Source organism: Bacillus sp. bc15 (assembly GCF_900142585.1).
In the GTDB taxonomy this organism is placed as follows: domain Bacteria; phylum Bacillota; class Bacilli; order Bacillales; family Bacillaceae_G; genus Bacillus_A; species Bacillus_A cereus.
Genome location: NZ_FRBJ01000001.1, coordinates 1,074,136 through 1,092,415, shown reverse-complemented (window position 1 = coordinate 1,092,415; position 18,280 = coordinate 1,074,136). Strand labels below are relative to the sequence as shown.

Below are 18,280 nucleotides of genomic sequence, written 5' to 3'. Positions count from 1 at the left end.
GAATGAGTAAATTAGTTGTTATTGGGGGCGGACCTGCTGGCTATGTAGCAGCAATTACCGCGGCTCAAAATGGCAAAGATGTCACTCTTATTGATGAAGCTGACCTTGGCGGAACATGTTTAAATGTTGGGTGTATGCCGACGAAATCACTGTTAGAAAGTGCTGAAGTACATGACATTGTGAGAAAAGCGAATGATTATGGGGTTACGCTTAATACAGGAAGTATATCAATTGATTGGGATCAAATACAGGCGAGGAAATCACAAATCGTAATGCAACTCGTCCAAGGAATACAATATTTAATGAAGAAAAATAAAATTAAAGTTGTAAAAGGAACAGCGAAATTCGAAACGGATCATCGTATGCGAGTTGTACAAGGAAATAAAGAAGAAGTAGTTGATGGAGAGAGCTTTATTATCGCAGCTGGTTCCGAACCTACAGAATTACCATTCGCTCCGTTTGATGGAAAATGGATTTTAAATAGTAGCCATGCCATGTCTCTTGAGAGTGTACCATCTTCATTGTTAATCGTTGGTGGTGGTGTAATAGGATGCGAGTTTGCAAGCATTTATAGTAGACTTGGCACAAAAGTATCGATAGTTGAAATGGCACCGCAATTAATACCTGGTGAAGATGAAGATATCGCGAATACTTTAAGAGAGAAATTAGAAAAAGATGGGGTGAAAATTTTTACGGGAGCAGTTTTAAAAGGTTTAAATAACTATAAGAAGCAAGCTTCATTTGAATACGAGGGAATTACTCACGAAGTAACTCCAGAATTTGTTCTTGTTTCTGTAGGAAGAAAACCACGAGTGCAACAATTAGGATTAGAAAAGGCAGGGGTTCAGTTTTCAAATAAAGGGATTGCTGTGAATGAACATATGCAAACGAACGTATCGCATATTTACGCAGCTGGTGATGTGATCGGTGGAATTCAGCTTGCTCACGTTGCCTTCCATGAAGGAACGACAGCAGCATTACACGCAAGCGGAGAAGACGTGAAAGTAAATTATCACGCTGTGCCCCGTTGTATATACACAGCTCCAGAAATAGCTAGTGTCGGGTTAAGTGAAAAAGGTGCAAGAGAACAATATGGTGATATTCTCATCGGAGAATTTCCTTTTACAGCGAACGGAAAAGCTCTTATTTTAGGAGAACAAGTAGGTAAAGTAAAAGTCATTGTAGAACCTAAATACCAAGAAATTGTAGGGATTTCTATTATCGGTCCTCATGCAACTGAACTTATTGGTCAAGGAACCATAATGATTCATACAGAAGTTACCGCTGATATAATGAGAGATTATATTGCAGCACACCCTACTTTATCAGAAGCAATTCATGAAGCGTTAATGCAAGCGGTAGGACATGCTGTACATGCTTAAATGGAAATATAATAAACCACTATTCTCTAAACAAATAAGAGAATAGTGGTTTGATTTTTTATTAATAGAATATCTTATTATTTTTTAATTTCAATCGCTGAAGTAATATCGTTCCAATCAGGAGCTAAATTAGCAGTTTTACCATACCAATCAGCGTGTTTAAATATAACACCTTTTCCATATCCTTGTGTTGAAGTGTGCTCCCAAAGTGTCGTTGAATAACTTGCAGAAGGTGACGCTGTACTTACAGAAGAAATTCTGTCATTCCAGCTAGATGGTAAGTTTTTAAAGCCGCTGCTCCAGTAAATATATTGACCACCTTTATCTTTATGTTCGTAAAAATCAGTACTACCAGCACCGCTACCTAAAGGATTAATATTATTTTTAATTGCTTTTTTATCCTTTGCAATATACGCATCCAATGTTTCACGGCTAGTAAAACCATAAGCTAGCCAATCTCCATTTTCATTTTGCTCTGGTAATACCATAGTAATTTGGATATCTTTCTTATCCTGATCACTTAATTTTGCAAATGAATTAACATTTTGTTCATCCACTTTTAAATAATCAAATGACTTAATTGTGTTACTTTTTTCCTCAGCACTTACTGCACCTAGTCCTCCAGTTAATGCAAAACCAGCTATTAATGTCCCTGCTACTAATTTCTTCAACATATAACCATCCCTTTTTGTTTGAATTTTTGTACAGGTGAATCTTGTACAGCTAAAATGTATTCTAATTTTATACTTTTGTAAATATTCTGAAGTTTTAGAAATAATAGGCGGAATATTTACATTTTTACATTATTTCTTTAGAAAAAATGGTTATTGGAATGATATAATAAGTGGATGTATTGCTTTTACTGGATGTAAAGATATTTTAGGAGAGGTGTCATTGAAATATTTTACAAGAGAATGGTATAAAAAAATGCAAGTTTTAGAATTTGTAAGTTTTATAGAGTCTATAAAAGAATGGTCGGAAATGGATATACAAAGTTTAAAGGAAGAAATAGAGGAAAGGAAAATAGATTTATTAAAATTCCTTCCTGAATCGATATACTCAATTATACAAAACATAACAATTAATTCAGAATACCCATAAGGTGAACTGAAAAAACTTATGCAAGAGTGGACAACAGATTATGAGAAAAGAATGGCACAATTAGATCAATCATACGTAGAATATTTTAATTCCATTGAGAAAAAACTTCCGTCAAATGTCGCTCAGTTACACAAGACATCACTACAAGATAGTGTAATTAAAGTAATAAAGAGAGAATCAGAAGATACTTTGTCTATCGTATTAGATTGCAGTGGTACTTTTAGTGAATTTGATAAACTTGAAGTAACCTTTATAGGAGTAACAAAGTGTTCTATGCAGGAAAACTTTGACAGTTATTGGTGGCTATATCATGAAATAGCTCTTACTGAAGATGGTTTTGAACTAGGTGTTTTATTTGACTCTCCATTTAGAGAAGTGACGATTTGCGCAGCAGATGTATTACTTGTGAAGAAATAATGTTGTATGGAGTATTACAAACGTTTGACATAATAAAAAAATAAAGTTATTGTAGATACATGAAGTCTACAATAGGAGCTGTACTATGAAATATTCTAAAGCTACAAATTATGCTCTTCATACAATGCTTTTTCTGGCAAAGGCCACACCAAATAAGTTAGTTAGTGTTCACCAATTAGCAGAAATGCAAAATGTTTCACCAACGTACTTGTCTAAAATACTAACTAAGTTGACAAAGGAAGGGATGATACACTCATCATCTGGTCCAAAGGGCGGTTACTCGCTTAGTAAGAATTGGGAAGATATTTCATTTTTAGATATTATACATGCAATTGAAGGCAAAACATCATTGTTTGACTGTTGTTTACATGACAAACCTGGATGTTTAATTAATGAGGCAATGCTCGCAGCAGAAGAGAAAATGGAAGAAGAGTTAAGAAATCAAAAAATCGTAGATCTTGCGAAAAAAATAAAAGTGGATTTTTAATCTGCTTTTATTTTTAAATTAATTAAGGATAAAAGGGCTCTTTAATATCTTTAATTGTAGTTAGAAAATGATATGAAGAAGGAGAGAAGATGATGAATAATTTTTGGAATGATCGATATAAATCAGATGAATATTTTTACGGGGAAGAACCTAATACATTTATTAAAGAACAAGCATTTCGTTTAGCAAATCATAATAAAGTAATAGCATTTGCGGAGGGAGAAGGTAGAAATGCTGTATTTCTAGCAAGACAAGGGAACGAAGTAACAGCTATTGATTATTCGGAAGATGGATTAGAAAAGACAAAAAAATTGGCAGAGAAGCATAACGTAAACGTGCATACAAAAAAAGTAGATTTATTAGCTGATAGTTTGCCAGAAAATGAATATGATGCGGCAATTATGGTATTTGGACATTTTCATGATGATTATAAAAAAATGATATTAGATAAAATGATACAAACGATAAAACCTGGTGGATTAATTATGTTTGAAGTTTACTCAAAAAAACAAATAAACTATAGTACTGGTGGACCAAAAGATGTTGATATGCTGTATGATCCAATTGATATCCTTACTTGGTGTGAAGAACATAAGGTAATTCATTTCTTTAATGGAGAACAAGAGCGAGTTGAAGGGAAAGGGCACACTGGTTTAGCTGATGTTATTCAAGTTGTTATTAGAAAATGAATATAAGTGTTAAATGTATGAATGTAAAAAGACCAGTCGTATAAGGCTGGCCTTTCTATTTAGATACTAAATTATCAAGCTTCCAATATGTATTTGTTAACGGCGCAGCTTTGCTATCTATGTATAAATACATATTATTTAAATCTTTTGGTGAAGTTTTCAGTTCAAACACAATGTCAGTAGTTAAAGAGAATTCGTGTGGAACATTTTTATAGTGCTCGTCATCTATCGGATGAGCTTCACCTTCATATTTCTCGCCAGTTTTTTCATCTTGTATGAAATATTTTATTTCCGAAAGATCAATAGTTTGTCCATCGTCCCGAACATTATTAATCATAACACGAGTAGTAAGGCGCCGCTCTTTGTCTATTTTTTCAAACTTTGCATTTTCAACTGTCGCTCTATAGTATTCGTTTTTAACTATTTCTCCATAGTGCATTGCATTCTTTTTGAGAGCGCTCTTTTCTTGTTTTGATGTAGTATTGCTATTACATCCTGTTAATATTCCAGTAAATAATAATGCTGTACATGTCGTTTTGATTAATGATTTCATAGTAATCCCTTTCTGTATTAAAAAGTAAAACATAGGAATAATTTTACATCAATAGGAAGGTAAATGGAAGTATTTTTGCGTAATATACAGATATACATTTATTCGGTTGTCAAGTTAACAGGATAGAAAGAGGGAGAAGACTGTATAAAACGGAATAAATAAGAATTGAAAATATTGTAAAACGGAAGAGGCATGCATATAATTAATATAAAGTTTAAGTTTCTGAACCTTCAATAACGGTGGTGATAACATGTTTACTGAAGAACGTCGAGAGAAAATTTTAGAACTACTTAATACAGATGGAAGAGTAATAGCAAAGGATCTTGCGGAAAGATTTGATATGTCTATTGATTCTATAAGAAGAGATTTGTCTATTATGGAAAAGGATGGTTTATTAAAAAGAACGCACGGAGGTGCAATTGAACTTACGCGAGTGAGAAACTTAGCTGCGGAACCAACTAAACGTTATAGTGATAGCTCAATATATGAGGACACAATTGCAAGAGTTGCGGTATCTTATATACAAGAAGGTGATTCAATTTTTATTGGTGGGGCTTCCGTTCATAATGCGATGCTGAAATATTTACCGGAAGTATCATTTACGGTTATTACGAATTCTATAGAAATAGCTGGTTATCTACGAGAATATAAGAATATTGATACGTATTTAATTGGCGGAAAAGTAAAACCTTCAGGGAATATTACTGATACACTTGCCTCTGAATTGATAAGTAGATTTTCTATTGATCTGTATTTCTCTACAGGTGGAGGCATTTCATTACAAGGTATTAGTACCGCAACACCTGAAGTTGCTTATTTTAGTAAAAGAGTAAGTGAAATTGCTAGAAGAAATATTTGTTTAGTTCCGCATAATAAACTTGGAATAGATTGTTTTATAAGAGGAGAGTCTCTAAAAAAAATTGACATTATTATAACTGACGAAGAGGCTAGTAAAGAAACTGTTCAGGACTTTGAGAAACAAGGTAAACAAGTTGTAATAGCGCCATTATATTCATTTGAAAGGAGTTTGACATGATTGTAAAAGAGCAAGAGTTTCATATAAATGGATTAACTTATACAATTCGTTCTGCAGCTGAGAAAGATGCTGACCAGTTATCGAAAATTAGAGTTCAGATTGATGGAGAAACTGAAAATATGGATAGAGATGCTGGAGAGGGATTTATAGATGACCTAGGGTTTCAAAAAATAATAAAAACAGATAGTGAAGAGGCGAAGAATCTCTTTTTAGTTGCAGAAGTGCACAATCGAATCGTTGGATTTTCAAGGTGTGAAGGATCAAATTTTAAGAGATTATCTCATAAAGTAGAGTTTGGCGTTTGCATTTTAAAAGAGTTTTGGGGATATAAAATGGGTAAGAGCCTATTACAACAATCTATTAAATGGGCTGACGAAAATGCAGTAAATAAAATATCTTTACAAGTATTAGAGACAAACGAGAAAGCTATTCATCTTTATAAAAAATTAGGTTTTGAAGTAGAAGGCGTTTTGAAAAATGACAAAAGACTATCGGACGGAAAGTATTATAATACGGTAGTGATGGGAAGGTTTACTGATACTTTTCATAAAAGAGGTGAAGAAGTATGTTTTACAGAAGGAAGTACTATGTAGTGAAAAATGAATTCATAGAAGTCTTTAATGATCATTTCAATAACACGAACTTACCTAATCAATTAAAGCATGGTTCTAAGCTAATAGGACGCTGGATGAAAGATAATAAGAATGGTACGTCTGAAGTATTTGCCATATGGGAATATGATAGTTATGAACAGTATAAAGAAATAGAATCGAAAATTAGAAGTGACGAGAGGCATATTAGAAGAATACATGAATGGTATGAAAACCATGGCGGGAAAGAATATGTTTTACAGGAGTACATAGTAGAGATGAAAAATGAAGAGTTAGTATGTACTGTAAAGTAATAGAGGGGTGAGGGATAATAGGAATGAAAACAAAATTATATTTTAGTTTAGCATCCACTATTTTATTTGCAATAGCCGTGATTGTTTTCTTTATAAACGGTAATCCACAAAAGTGGTTTTGGTTATGTATTTTCTTTGCTTCCATTATACAAAATATAGTGCTACTAAAAAAGAATAAAGAAGTGCATTAAGATATTCAAATTATTAACATATTTGTGTCGTCTTTCTAGTTTTATTGAAAACGCTTTTATTCAGTTTTATAATAAAAGTATGTTTTTACAGATCTCCAAAACAATGAATAGGGAGATGATACAATGTTAGCTTCACCGTTTTACTTACATACATGGAAAAAGTTTATTAATGAAGGAGTCCTTGATTCGAACCGTATAAACGAAAGAATTTCAGAGTCATGGCATCGATGTAAACAAGCAAATGTGAATCCTCACATGAATAAAGGTCAGAAAATTTTGTCTTCTAATTTTTTTCAAGATCAAAAGAAAAAGAGTGAAATCTTCCTAGATATCGCAATCCCTCAAATACAAAATATGAGAAAAACCATTGATGAACTACAAATGATGGCATTATTAATCGATCCAGATGGTTATGTTCTATCGTTAAGTGGAAATAAACAAACGTTAAAGCGAGCGAAACATATTAATTTTATTGAAGGTGTAAAATGGACGGAAGCAGCTGTGGGGACAAACGCAATAGGAACAGCGCTAGAAATTGAAGAAGCTATTATGATAAGTGGTACTGAACATTACTCCGTGGTATCTCATAGCTGGAGTTGTGCGGCTGCTCCCATTCATAATGATGACGGGAAATTAATTGGTGTTCTAGATTTCTCCTGTCCAATTGAATTTTCGCATCCATATATGCTCGGTATGGTAACTTCAATTGCACATGCGATAGAACGTGAATGTAGCATAAGAGTTCATCAAAATGAATTACACTTAATTCATCGTTTTTTAGATGTCATTGATAGTGATGAACAAGTAGTTATTTGTAATCATCGTGATGTTATCGTTTCTGCGAGTAAGAGCGTTCGTGAACGAATAAATAATTGGTCAAGAATGAAACTTGAAGAGTTAATGCACCATGGATTAGAAACTAAATTAGAGATACCAGTATATAGTAATGAAAGAATGATTGGGAAATGTATGTATTTAAAGGAAAACGAACAAATGAATACATATTCTGCTCTCACATTTATAAAAGGAATTACTTTTCCAGGAGTTACTGGGACAAGCAGAGCATTTCAACACACACTAGAAGAAATTAAGCTTGTTTCACCGACTGATGCTAGTGTGTATGTATGTGGTGAGACAGGAGTGGGAAAGGAATATGTTGCGAGAGCGATTCATGAAAATAGTCCAAGAAAAGACGGGCCCTTTATAGCTGTTAACTGCGGTTCTTTGCCTAAAGAATTAATAGAAAGTGAATTGTTCGGTTATGCTGAAGGTGCATTTACAGGTGCGCGACGTCAAGGATATAAAGGGAAATTTGAACAAGCGAATGGAGGAACATTATTTTTAGATGAAATTGGTGAAGTATCACCAGAGATGCAAGTAGCATTATTGCGTGTTTTACAAGAACGTACAATAACTCCAATAGGAAGTTCAAAAGAGGTACCAGTAAATATTCGTATTATTACTGCCACACATAAAGATTTACTACGGTTAGTAGAAGAAGGGAAATTCCGTCAAGATTTATATTATCGTTTGCACGTTTATCCGTTATATGTTCCATCGTTAATAGAAAGAAAAGAGGATATCCCATATTTTATACAACACTTTTGCGAACAGAAGAATTGGAATGTTGTATTTCCGAAGAGTATTTGCAATCAATTTTTACAACATACATGGCCCGGAAATATTCGAGAACTAGTAAATGCATTAGAACGCATTTACATTTTGTCGCAAGGACGGGAAATATGCGAAAAACAAGTCGCTCTTTTGATACAAACAATGATGGGAAATCAACAACAACTTGAGTTACAAGTTGAAAATAAAACCGAACATACATTGAATTTTCGCGAAAAAATACAGCGTGATAGCATGATTGAAGCATTACAAAAGACAAACGGAAATGTTTCATTAGCTGCAAAACTATTAGATGTACCCCGTAGTACATTTTATAAACGAATGCAAAAATATAAGTTATAAAGTAGATTTTTGTAATCTACTTTTTCTTTGTGGGCTCATGTTCTGTCGGAATGTGCGCTTACCGGGGAAATAATAGAACAGTTAGAAATTAATTTCCGAAAGGGGGACTTATGTGAAGTATATTGAAATTGGCTTCGGAAATAGGTGGTTCGTTCGAACAGAAACTGAAAATAAAGATGGAACTGAATTTGAGGAACGAGGAATTATAAAACCTATTTATTTTGAGTCTTTATATGTACGAATTTGGTTTCGGAAAACGTGTTTTATTTTTGATACGAAAGAAGGGTTTAAAAAAACTAAGAAGAGGAGGATTGAATATAAATTTATAGTTGGAATTGTAAGTAGAATAAATAAAGAAAAAGTGTGCTGATATACGTTATTATATTGACCAGGAAATTCTTTGGACTTATATTAAATTCATAAAAAGCAATTTTACTAAATATAAATTGTTAATAAAACCACTAAAAATTATTATCAAGACCTAAAAGCTAAAAATCCTAAAAAAATAAAGGTGAGCGCATATTAGTCATGTATAATATGTACTCACCTTTATTTTCTTGTTCAAAGCACCCGTTAGTCACTCATGGAACATGGAATAAAGTGTGGTATTGATTTAAAATAAAGTTTGATAATTTATAAAAAAGATTGATAAAACCCTGTATTAATATAAGATTTTTCTTTTGCCCCTTAAATTTCAGTTGTATTGTTCAATTAAAGGGCCAGATTGTTGAGGAAACAGGAATAATAAGAATACTCAAAAGATTGTTTGTGAAGTGTTACACTTAAACTAACGGGCAGTTTAGCTTAAGTACATTTTTTCACAAATTTAAATGGGGAAATTTCCCCATTTTTTATACCAGCTTAACGTTGATTCGGGAATGTTGAACTTCGCTACCTGCTAATTGAATTCTACTTCATCTGGAGACCTTTAAATTAAAATGTTTCCTTTCTTCTGACAGACTTATTAAATTTCGAAAACAATCAATTCAATCATCTTTTCGTATAGAAAAACTTATTAAGAAACATGCACTAGAAAAAATATAAATCATATATAGGAGATATCCCGTTTGAATGCTTGAGGAGGATATTATGAAACCTATGTTACCTAGTGAAAAATATTTTGGTAATTTAGAACTAGTTTATGCATTTTATGGGGCTATGCCTACAGGTGTTACTGTTTCAGAAACTGGTCGTATTTTCATTTGCTTTCCGAAATGGGGAGACGATGTTAAATTTACGGTGGCGGAAATTTTTGAGGATAAATTGCAGCCTTATCCTAATTTACAAACCAATTTGGTTAACCCCGAGAATATCCCAATGACTTTCATCAGTGTCCAAAGTGTAGTTGCTGATGGAAGGGGAACGCTTTGGATATTAGATACAGCGGCACCCAATTTTTCTGAACCTATTAAAGGGGGGGCAAAATTAGTCGCTGTTGATTTAGAAACCAATACAATAAGAAAAGTATATACCTTTACAGAAGATGTTGTCCTGCCTACAACTTATCTGAATGATGTCCGTTTTGATTTTCGTGTTGGAAAAGCAGGTTATGCCTATATAACGGATTCTTCTTCAAGAGGACCAGGAGCTATTATCGTCGTAGATTTATCAAATGGAAACGCGTTTAGACGGTTAAATGGAGCAAATTCAACTTCACCCGATCCCTATTTTTTACCGAAAGTAGAAGGTCAAATTTTAATGAATCGAAACAAAGACGGTTCAACTTCTCCATTTAGGTTGGCGTCTGATAGTCTTGCGATTTCTCCCGATGGAAAGATATTATTTTTTGCTCCACTAACCAGTCGGCATTTGTTCTCGATCTCAACAGAAGCCTTGAGAGACAGAACGATACCGGACATGAATTTACCTTATCATGTGGAGTATTGGGGAGAAAAAGGTGCGTCTGATGGAATGATCACCGATGCAAAGGGAGCTGTTTATGCTGGAGATTATGAAAACAACAGTATCCGTAAGATATTGCCAAATGGCATAATGGAAGCTATCGCACATGATCCGAGAATTTTGTGGCCGGATACTTTTTCAATTGGTCCGGATCAATATTTGTATGTCATTGTGAACCAATTACATCGACAGCCTAGATTTCATTATGGAAAAGACTTACGACAGAAACCTTATAGTTTACTTCGTATCAAAATTGATGAATTTCCTGCTCCGACCTTTTCATAATAAAAATAGTCAATTAATTGTTTTCATTGATAGAAAATGATCAAACTTTTTTATAAAACCAAAACATAAACCTGCTGGATAAGAATCCATTTTGATCAATCTTTTTCAAAATGGATTCTTTTTATTTACCATAGAATACGGGTTAACACGATATTTTTAATCAAACTTTATTTTAAAATTACGAAGGAACTCATGAATGTTTTAAAAAATATGGTGAAGTAGTAATACCCCAACTTATGAGTGAAATTAATGAAAAGTTAAAATGGGATGTTGTTAGTTATGTAGATCATAAGGAGTATGCTTTATGGCCACTACTAAAATATTTTAAAAAGATAATTACCTCAGCCTAAAGATATTAAAGAACTTGTTTGTAATATTCTATTTGAAGATTTTTCATTGAAAATCTCAATAGCTCTTTCACATATTTCTTAATTAATACAAAATCTTTCTGTTATCCAATAATTAAGTTCAGAAAATGTAAGGCTTTGTTCTATTTTCTTACCTTGGGAATATTGTTTTAAAACATTATTATTAATAGAAGTCGGAATGCCATCGATATAACCGAAAATCTGAATTTTCTTTAATACAGGAGATATACGCCAATCATTAGACTTTGTAATGAGTTCTTTCATACTTGATAAATGTATTGGTTCTGTATGTAAGATTTTTGCTGGACCTGGATTTCTAGCAATTTTAATCCTATTATTTGAGACTTCACAAGTGAAAGTTTCTCTTACATTACTTACTTGAAATGCTTCATAAAGTGGATAAGCTTGGAATAAAGGCGCACAGTAACCAACATCGACATAATAAGGTTGCTCTAAATTAACTCGTAAACATAAATGTCCAGGATCCATATACATACATATAATGAACATCAAAATCAAGATTGGATAGTAACCAATGGAATCCAATTGAGTGTGTCCAACAAGTACCGCCCAAACCTTTTGTTGTAATACGGTTTATGTATGTCTCAATGTAAGGAAAATAATCCTCTGTTTCATTACTTTTTTCCCAGTCAATTATTTTAGTAAGAGTTTCCCACTTTACCTTTTCTTGATGAGCTTTAATAAGCTCATTTAAAAACTTTAAGCTAGTAGGTTGTTTTGTAGCACCTAAAAACGATAGAAACTTGTTTACAAGTTTTTCTTGTGACATGTTCTTATCCTTTCTATATAGTAGTTTGTATTAAGAATATTATACAATTAATATCAGAAAATACAGTTATTAATAGGTTAGGAGAGAATTGTATGTCAATTTCGCTATATTATAAAAAAATTCGTGAGCAATTAGGCCATGAACTAATTCTAATACCGAGTGTAGCTGCTGTTATTAAAAATGAGCAAGGGAAAATCTTATTTCAATATCCTGGTGGAGAATACTGGAGTTTGCCAGCTGGAGCAATTGAGCCTGGAGAAACTCCAGAAGAAGCGGTAGTTCGTGAAGTGTGGGAAGAAACGGGTTTGAAAGTGCAAGTAAAAAAACAAAAAGGGGTATTTGGAGGGGAAAGGTTCCGTCATATATATCCGAATGGCGATCAAGTAGAATATATTGTTGTTGTGTTTGAATGTGAAATTACTAGTGGAAAACTGAAATCGATAGATGGTGAATCTTTAAAACTACAATATTTCTCATTTTCTGAAAAGCCTACTTTAGCGCTACCATACCTAGATAATATATTTTTATAGATGTAAAATAACACACCTTACTTATTGAAGGTGTGCTATTTATATAACCCGGTCGTATACATCTCCGTCAATGTATGTACTATCTCTTCTAACTCAAATTTTTTATCATTTTTCACAATTGCCCAAAGAAACATCTCATTCATTGCGAACCAAGCACGTGCTACAATTTCTTTATTTAATTCAGGCTGTGCTAATCCACTTTCTTGAGAGTATGTAATATCCTGCGTAATATTGTTTATGAAGCGTTCCCGTATCTCGTCCCATTTTTGACGTATCTCTTTTGATAATCCGATTGCTTCTTCTACAACTTGTAAAATAGCTCGTTCTTTCTTTGCTAGTTGTAGAAATGCTCTAACTTGATTTTGAATCATTTTATGTGCTTCTTCCTTCGTTTGAGGCAAAAAGGAGCGCTTGGCAATATCATAAAATTGATTCATAACATCTTCCATTAAAACGGTGAGGAGATCATCTTTGTTTTTAAAGTATACATATGCTGTTCCGTAACCAGTTTCTGCATGTTTAATAATTTGTGTAATTGTCGTTTTTTGAAATCCGTTATTTATAAAAATAGTGTAACCAGAGTGTAATAGTTTTTTCTTCGTTTCTAAGGAGCGGTGTTTTCTTGATGAAAGGGTACTGTTTTTCAAAGAATCACCTCTTTATACTGAAATATCTGAAAATATAACTGTATTGTAAAAGAAATTCATATATAAAGTCAACTGACATAATATCATTGACGTCGTATCAATTGAGGTGATATATTTCAATTAGTTAGAATAAAAAGAAAATTAAGAGAAGGTGACACCATGTATAAAGAACCATTTCAACCGAATTATGAATATGCGCTTGAATGTGATAAACATGATGAACTGAAAGATTTTCAAACTGAATTCTATAAAAAAGAAGGAACGATATATTTAGATGGAAACTCATTAGGACTACTTTCAAAAAGAGCAGAGAAATCATTACTTACGTTGCTAGATTCGTGGAAAGAGTATGGCATTGACGGCTGGACAGAAGGTGAGCACCCGTGGTTTTTCCTTTCAGAGAAATTAGGTAAACTTACAGCCCCTCTTATTGGTGCTTTACCGGAAGAAACTATTGTAACCGGTTCTACAACTACAAATATACACCAAGTTATTGCGACGTTTTACGAACCAAAAGGAATACGTACAAAAATACTTGCGGATGAATTAACTTTCCCATCAGATATTTATGCACTTCAAAGTCAAATTCGTTTAAAAGGATTAGATCCAGAGGAGCATTTAGTAAGAGTGAAAAGCCGAGATGGTAGAACACTTTCTGAAGAAGATATTATTTATGCGATGGAAGATGATATCGCTTTAATTTTATTACCTTCTGTTTTATATAGAAGTGGTCAAATTCTGGATATGAAACGTTTAACAACGGAAGCTCATAAACGCGGCATTCACATTGGATTTGATTTATGCCATTCAATAGGATCTATTCCGCATCATTTCAAAGATTGGGATGTCGATTTTGCTGTTTGGTGCAATTATAAATATTTAAATGCAGGACCGGGTGGCGTTGCAGGAATTTATGTAAATAATAAACATTTTAATAGACTACCAGGGTTGTCTGGATGGTTTAGTTCTAGAAAAGATAAGCAGTTTGATATGGAGCATACATTAACAGCCGCTGATCATGCAGGTGCTTATCAAATTGGTACACCTCACGTTTTAAGTACAGCACCATTAATTGGTTCACTTGAAATTTTCAAAGATGCTGGTATTGAGCGTTTACGTGAGAAATCTTTACATATTACGAGGTACATGCTGAATTTAATTGAACATGAATTAAAAGATTTCGAATTTACAATTGGAAATCCATTAGAGGATGAAAAACGAGGCGGGCACATTTATTTAGAGCATGCAGAAGCAGCACGTATATGTAAAGCACTAAAAGCAAATGGAGTAATTCCAGATTTTAGAGCGCCAAATGGGGTGAGACTTGCGCCGGTCGCTTTATATAACACATACGAAGAAGTGTGGAAATCTGTACAAATATTAAAGAAAATTATGAAAAATGAAGAGTATAAGCAGTTTGAAAATAAGCGAGAGGTTGTGGCATAAATATGAAAACACCAGAGTGGATTGATATTTCACAACCGCTAAATAATAATATTGCAACGTGGCCAGGAGACACACCGTTCTCGTATGAAGTTTCATGGTCAAAAGAAGAAAGTGGCTCGGTAAATGTCGGAAAGTTAACGATGAGTATTCATACAGGCACTCATATTGATGCACCATTTCATTTTGATAATGATGGAAAGAAAGTATTAGATTTAGATGTTCAAGTTTATGTTGGTCCAGCACGGATTATTGACGTTTCTAATTTTGAAAGCATCGGGAAAAAGGAATTAGAAAGCTTTCATTTAGAAGGTGTAGAACGATTATTATTACGTACATCTTCACATGGAAAAGCTGAAGAATTTCCAGATGTGATCCCTCATTTACGTGCAGACATAGCACCTTTTCTTTCAGAGAAAGGTATTCGTTTAATCGGAGTAGATGTACCATCAGTTGATCCGCTAGATGATAAAGAATTAGCAGCGCATCATCAATTATTTAAACATGGAATTCATATTTTAGAAAATGTCGTACTAGATCATGTAGCAGACGGTGATTATGAACTTATTGCATTACCACTTGCATTAACTGATGCAGATGGAAGTCCAGTTCGAGCCGTTATTAGACCAATATAAGTAGAATCATATAAAAGGGGCGTTTGGCTAATATGAAAGAAAATGAAAAAGTAATTATGGAAAAAGGGATTCATACGGATTTTAAAGAGAATATGACGTATGGGGAGTATTTACAATTAGATAGTTTACTATCTTCTCAAAAAAGATTATCGGACCATCATGATGAAATGTTATTTATCGTTATTCACCAAGCAAGTGAGCTTTGGATGAAGCTCATTTTACATGAGCTAAATGCGGCGATTGAATCTATTAAACAAGATAAATTACAACCAGCTTTTAAAATGTTAGCACGTGTATCAAAAATTCAGTCTCAAATTATTCAATCTTGGGATATTCTTGCGACATTAACACCATCAGAATATATTGAGTTTCGTGATTCACTCGGTCAAGCTTCAGGTTTTCAATCGTATCAATATCGTATGATTGAGTATGCACTTGGCTATAAAACGCCACACGCATTAAAAATTTATGAAAAGGATCCAGAATTACATGCACGACTTCATAAAGCGCTACATGCACCAAGTCTATATGATGTCGCGATTCAAGCATTAGTAAAAGAAGGATTCCCTATTCATAAAGATGTGTTAAACCGTGATATTACGCAACCTTATGAAGAAGATGCAACAGTAGAAGCAGCGTGGTTAGAAGTATATGCGGATGTGAAAAAATATTGGAATTTATATCAGCTTGCTGAAAAATTGATTGATATTGAAGACTGGCTACAACAATGGCGTTTTCGTCATATGAAAACAGTAGAACGAATTATTGGACATAAAATGGGAACAGGTGGATCCTCCGGTGTTTCTTATTTAAAACGAGTACTTGATCAACAATTCTTCCCAGAGCTGTGGAATGTTCGTACGAAATTATAAAAATAAACCTGTCAGTTCATTATGACTGACAGGTTTATTTTTATTTGAGCACAATTATGTTTAAAATGAAGGAACAAGATATAATAAATGGAGTAACTATTTAAATGGAGGTAAAGTTTTTGGATTTCAAGCAACTAGAAAATAAATTCGAAAAGAAAAAAGTGAATACATTTCTTGTTTATCAAAAAGGGGAATTAACAACTGAGTACTATAAAACACCTGAATGTGCAAATAAATTATATAAAATAAATTCGATTACAAAAAGTATTGTATCTTTATTAATTGGTATTGCTCTTGATAAGAGCTATATAAATGATATACATACACCGATTACAGAGTGGATTGAAAATGTACCTGGGGAAAAACATGATTTGACGCTTTATCACTTATTAACAATGACTACTGGTGAGGATTGGAAAGAGTTTGGAAATGGAGTAGTATTCCCAAATGACTTTGTAGAATCAGAGAACTGGGTACAGTACATATTAGAAAAGCCAATAATTGAAGAACCTGCTACAAAAATGAATTATAATTCAGGTTCTTCTCATTTACTGAGCTATATTATTCAAGAAGCTACTGGAATGTCGACAGAGCGGTTTGCAAAGAAATATTTATTTGATCCATTAGAAATTAACGAATACGAGTGGCAACAAGATCCGCAAGGTATATATGTCGGCGGCTTCGGTATGAAAATGAAATCTACCGATTTATTAAAATTAGGAAAGTTATGTTTGCAAAATGGATATTGGAATGAAAAAGAAATTGTATCAGCGAAATGGTTAGAAGAGTCAAGTAGGGCTCTATTTGAAACATATGAACATGTCGGTGCATATGGATATCACTGGTGGGTATTAGATAACGGAAGATTTCACATACCGTATTGTATATATTTTGCTATGGGATACGGCGGACAATACATCGTTATCATTCCTCAGTTAGAAATAGTAGCTATTATAAGTAGTCATATGCCAAAACGTGGGCTTGTTCCATTAAAACTATTTATTGAGCATGTACAGGGAAATTCTAATTATATATAAGAAAAGGAGGGAATGTATGAAGGATGAAAAAATTTTATCTTTATTTAGATTATGTTTAAGTCTTCTAGTGTGTAGCGCCATTATTACGCAATTCATAATTAGGGCACAAGTGAAGCCGTTTAATCCAGTTAACTTTTTTAGTTTCTTCACTATTGAAAGTAACATTTTAGTTGCATGTATTCTCCTTTTAAGCAGTATCGGAACAGCTACATTTGGTCGCTCAGAACAGTTTAGTATACTTCGTGGTGGGGCAACGGTATACATACTTACGACAGGACTCGTTTATTTTTTGTTACTAAGAGGGTTAGAAGAGTCACTTCAAACGGCAATACCATGGGTAAATACTGTGCTACATTATATCATGCCGATTGCAATGCTTTTAGATTGGATTTTAAATCCACCTATTAAGAAAATCACTTGGAAGCAAGCTGCAAGTTGGCTCTTATTCCCGTGTTTTTACGTTGTATATAGCTTAATACGTGGTCCAATCGTGAATTGGTATCCATATCCGTTTTTAGATCCGAGAATAGGTGGATATGGTAAAGTACTTTTATATAGTATAGGGATAGCTGTAGTAATTGGCGCTATTTGTATATTGGTAAGATTTTTAGGGAATCGAAACTTTAGGAAAGAATTTTAGAAATGCAAGGAACCCCACTGTTTCCATTTTTAACAGTGGGGTTTCACTTTATCTACTCGTCTTCTGAAACGACAACTTTATAAATTTCTCCGTCTTCGTTTCAAATTCTACATCAACAAAAACACCATATTCTTTTCCATCTTCACGTAACCACAATTTAAATTTTTCAACAGTTATTTGAACTGTTTTTGGTTTTCTACCTATATGAAGATAGTCAATAATTTCTGCTTTTGGGTATTGTTCTTTCGTCTTTTCTACGGCAAGTTTACCCCATTTGGCATACGGCGGCTGCGCATGAACAATTGATGAGTCTGTATATATATTTGAACATGTTGTTAGGAACAGAATGACGAGTGCGACACGTTTTAACGATTTCTTCATGATGAACTCCTTTCAT

Annotated in this window: 19 protein-coding genes and 2 pseudogenes; 16 read left to right on the top strand and 5 right to left on the bottom strand. The window is 33.4% G+C overall.

Annotated elements, in window-relative coordinates; all coding sequences use genetic code 11:
* Nucleotides 1–2: 2 nt before the first annotated feature.
* Nucleotides 3–1,382, top strand: a complete 1,380-nt coding sequence (gene lpdA, locus BUA87_RS05425; protein WP_072938713.1) for a dihydrolipoyl dehydrogenase — start codon at nucleotides 3–5, stop codon at nucleotides 1,380–1,382.
* 77 nt (nucleotides 1,383–1,459) lie between these two features.
* Here lpdA and BUA87_RS05420 read toward each other — a convergent pair whose 3' ends face one another.
* Nucleotides 1,460–2,056, bottom strand: coding sequence for a hypothetical protein (locus BUA87_RS05420; protein WP_072938710.1), 597 nt, complete (start codon nucleotides 2,054–2,056; stop codon nucleotides 1,460–1,462).
* Between the two features lie 220 nt (nucleotides 2,057–2,276).
* On the opposite strand from BUA87_RS05420, the pseudogene BUA87_RS05415 reads away from it, so the two are divergent.
* The 3 genes and pseudogenes from BUA87_RS05415 (at nucleotide 2,277) to BUA87_RS05405 (ending at nucleotide 4,076) form a co-directional block, all read left to right on the top strand.
* Nucleotides 2,277–2,900 (top strand): annotated as a pseudogene (locus BUA87_RS05415) (DUF4085 domain-containing protein).
* Nucleotides 2,901–2,985: 85 nt separating this feature from the next.
* On the top strand, nucleotides 2,986–3,387 hold the full coding sequence (locus BUA87_RS05410; protein WP_000877649.1) for an Rrf2 family transcriptional regulator: 402 nt from the start codon (nucleotides 2,986–2,988) through the stop codon (nucleotides 3,385–3,387).
* A gap of 89 nt (nucleotides 3,388–3,476) precedes the next feature.
* The gene (locus BUA87_RS05405) at nucleotides 3,477–4,076 is read left to right on the top strand and encodes a class I SAM-dependent methyltransferase (protein ID WP_065228954.1); all 600 of its coding nucleotides are present in this window, start codon (nucleotides 3,477–3,479) and stop codon (nucleotides 4,074–4,076) included.
* A gap of 55 nt (nucleotides 4,077–4,131) precedes the next feature.
* Here BUA87_RS05405 and BUA87_RS05400 read toward each other — a convergent pair whose 3' ends face one another.
* On the bottom strand, nucleotides 4,132–4,629 hold the full coding sequence (locus BUA87_RS05400; protein WP_048564773.1) for a hypothetical protein: 498 nt from the start codon (nucleotides 4,627–4,629) through the stop codon (nucleotides 4,132–4,134).
* A 250-nt stretch (nucleotides 4,630–4,879) separates the two neighbouring features.
* Between BUA87_RS05400 and BUA87_RS05390 the strand changes: the two genes are divergently transcribed.
* The 6 genes from BUA87_RS05390 to BUA87_RS05365 all read left to right on the top strand — a co-directional run bounded on the left by BUA87_RS05390 (nucleotide 4,880) and on the right by BUA87_RS05365 (nucleotide 10,921).
* The gene (locus BUA87_RS05390) at nucleotides 4,880–5,665 is read left to right on the top strand and encodes a DeoR/GlpR family DNA-binding transcription regulator (protein WP_000493642.1); all 786 of its coding nucleotides are present in this window, start codon (nucleotides 4,880–4,882) and stop codon (nucleotides 5,663–5,665) included.
* Complete coding sequence (locus BUA87_RS05385) at nucleotides 5,662–6,258, top strand: GNAT family N-acetyltransferase (protein WP_072938704.1); 597 nt, start codon at nucleotides 5,662–5,664, stop codon at nucleotides 6,256–6,258. Before BUA87_RS05390 ends, BUA87_RS05385 begins: the two co-directional genes overlap by 4 nt.
* Nucleotides 6,231–6,569, top strand: a complete 339-nt coding sequence (locus BUA87_RS05380) for an NIPSNAP family protein (protein WP_000499988.1) — start codon at nucleotides 6,231–6,233, stop codon at nucleotides 6,567–6,569. The genes BUA87_RS05385 and BUA87_RS05380 overlap by 28 nt, the downstream gene beginning before the upstream one ends.
* Before the next feature lie 314 nt (nucleotides 6,570–6,883).
* Nucleotides 6,884–8,734, top strand: a complete 1,851-nt coding sequence (locus tag BUA87_RS05375; protein WP_065228952.1) for a sigma-54-dependent Fis family transcriptional regulator — start codon at nucleotides 6,884–6,886, stop codon at nucleotides 8,732–8,734.
* A gap of 112 nt (nucleotides 8,735–8,846) precedes the next feature.
* On the top strand, nucleotides 8,847–9,104 hold the full coding sequence (locus BUA87_RS05370) for a DUF3977 family protein (RefSeq protein WP_000873825.1): 258 nt from the start codon (nucleotides 8,847–8,849) through the stop codon (nucleotides 9,102–9,104).
* 719 nt (nucleotides 9,105–9,823) lie between these two features.
* On the top strand, nucleotides 9,824–10,921 hold the full coding sequence (locus BUA87_RS05365; protein WP_033657518.1) for an L-dopachrome tautomerase-related protein: 1,098 nt from the start codon (nucleotides 9,824–9,826) through the stop codon (nucleotides 10,919–10,921).
* A gap of 428 nt (nucleotides 10,922–11,349) precedes the next feature.
* Here BUA87_RS05365 and BUA87_RS30840 read toward each other — a convergent pair.
* A pseudogene (locus BUA87_RS30840) lies at nucleotides 11,350–12,079 on the bottom strand (hypothetical protein).
* Nucleotides 12,080–12,171: 92 nt separating this feature from the next.
* On the opposite strand from BUA87_RS30840, the gene BUA87_RS05350 reads away from it, so the two are divergent.
* Complete coding sequence (locus BUA87_RS05350) at nucleotides 12,172–12,609, top strand: NUDIX hydrolase (RefSeq protein ID WP_072938698.1); 438 nt, start codon at nucleotides 12,172–12,174, stop codon at nucleotides 12,607–12,609.
* A gap of 35 nt (nucleotides 12,610–12,644) precedes the next feature.
* Here BUA87_RS05350 and BUA87_RS05345 read toward each other — a convergent pair whose 3' ends face one another.
* On the bottom strand, nucleotides 12,645–13,256 hold the full coding sequence (locus BUA87_RS05345; RefSeq protein ID WP_000798544.1) for a TetR/AcrR family transcriptional regulator: 612 nt from the start codon (nucleotides 13,254–13,256) through the stop codon (nucleotides 12,645–12,647).
* A 159-nt stretch (nucleotides 13,257–13,415) separates the two neighbouring features.
* Here BUA87_RS05345 and kynU point away from each other — a divergent pair, with 159 nt between their 5' ends.
* The 5 genes from kynU to BUA87_RS05320 all read left to right on the top strand — a co-directional run bounded on the left by kynU (nucleotide 13,416) and on the right by BUA87_RS05320 (nucleotide 17,883).
* The gene (gene kynU, locus BUA87_RS05340; protein ID WP_000276261.1) at nucleotides 13,416–14,702 is read left to right on the top strand and encodes a kynureninase; all 1,287 of its coding nucleotides are present in this window, start codon (nucleotides 13,416–13,418) and stop codon (nucleotides 14,700–14,702) included.
* A gap of 2 nt (nucleotides 14,703–14,704) precedes the next feature.
* Nucleotides 14,705–15,334, top strand: a complete 630-nt coding sequence (gene kynB, locus BUA87_RS05335) for an arylformamidase (protein WP_072938695.1) — start codon at nucleotides 14,705–14,707, stop codon at nucleotides 15,332–15,334.
* Nucleotides 15,335–15,366: 32 nt separating this feature from the next.
* Nucleotides 15,367–16,206: a tryptophan 2,3-dioxygenase gene (gene kynA / locus BUA87_RS05330; protein WP_000661957.1), complete on the top strand. Its 840-nt coding sequence runs from the start codon at nucleotides 15,367–15,369 to the stop codon at nucleotides 16,204–16,206.
* 119 nt (nucleotides 16,207–16,325) lie between these two features.
* A complete protein-coding gene (locus BUA87_RS05325; protein ID WP_000346232.1) occupies nucleotides 16,326–17,243 on the top strand; it encodes a serine hydrolase domain-containing protein in 918 nt (305 codons plus the stop codon).
* Between the two features lie 16 nt (nucleotides 17,244–17,259).
* Nucleotides 17,260–17,883, top strand: coding sequence for a Pr6Pr family membrane protein (locus BUA87_RS05320; protein WP_072938692.1), 624 nt, complete (start codon nucleotides 17,260–17,262; stop codon nucleotides 17,881–17,883).
* Between the two features lie 48 nt (nucleotides 17,884–17,931).
* Here the strand turns inward: BUA87_RS05320 and BUA87_RS05315 are convergent, their stop codons facing one another.
* A complete protein-coding gene (locus BUA87_RS05315) occupies nucleotides 17,932–18,264 on the bottom strand; it encodes a DUF3889 domain-containing protein (protein WP_016512695.1) in 333 nt (110 codons plus the stop codon).
* Nucleotides 18,265–18,280: the final 16 nt, after the last annotated feature.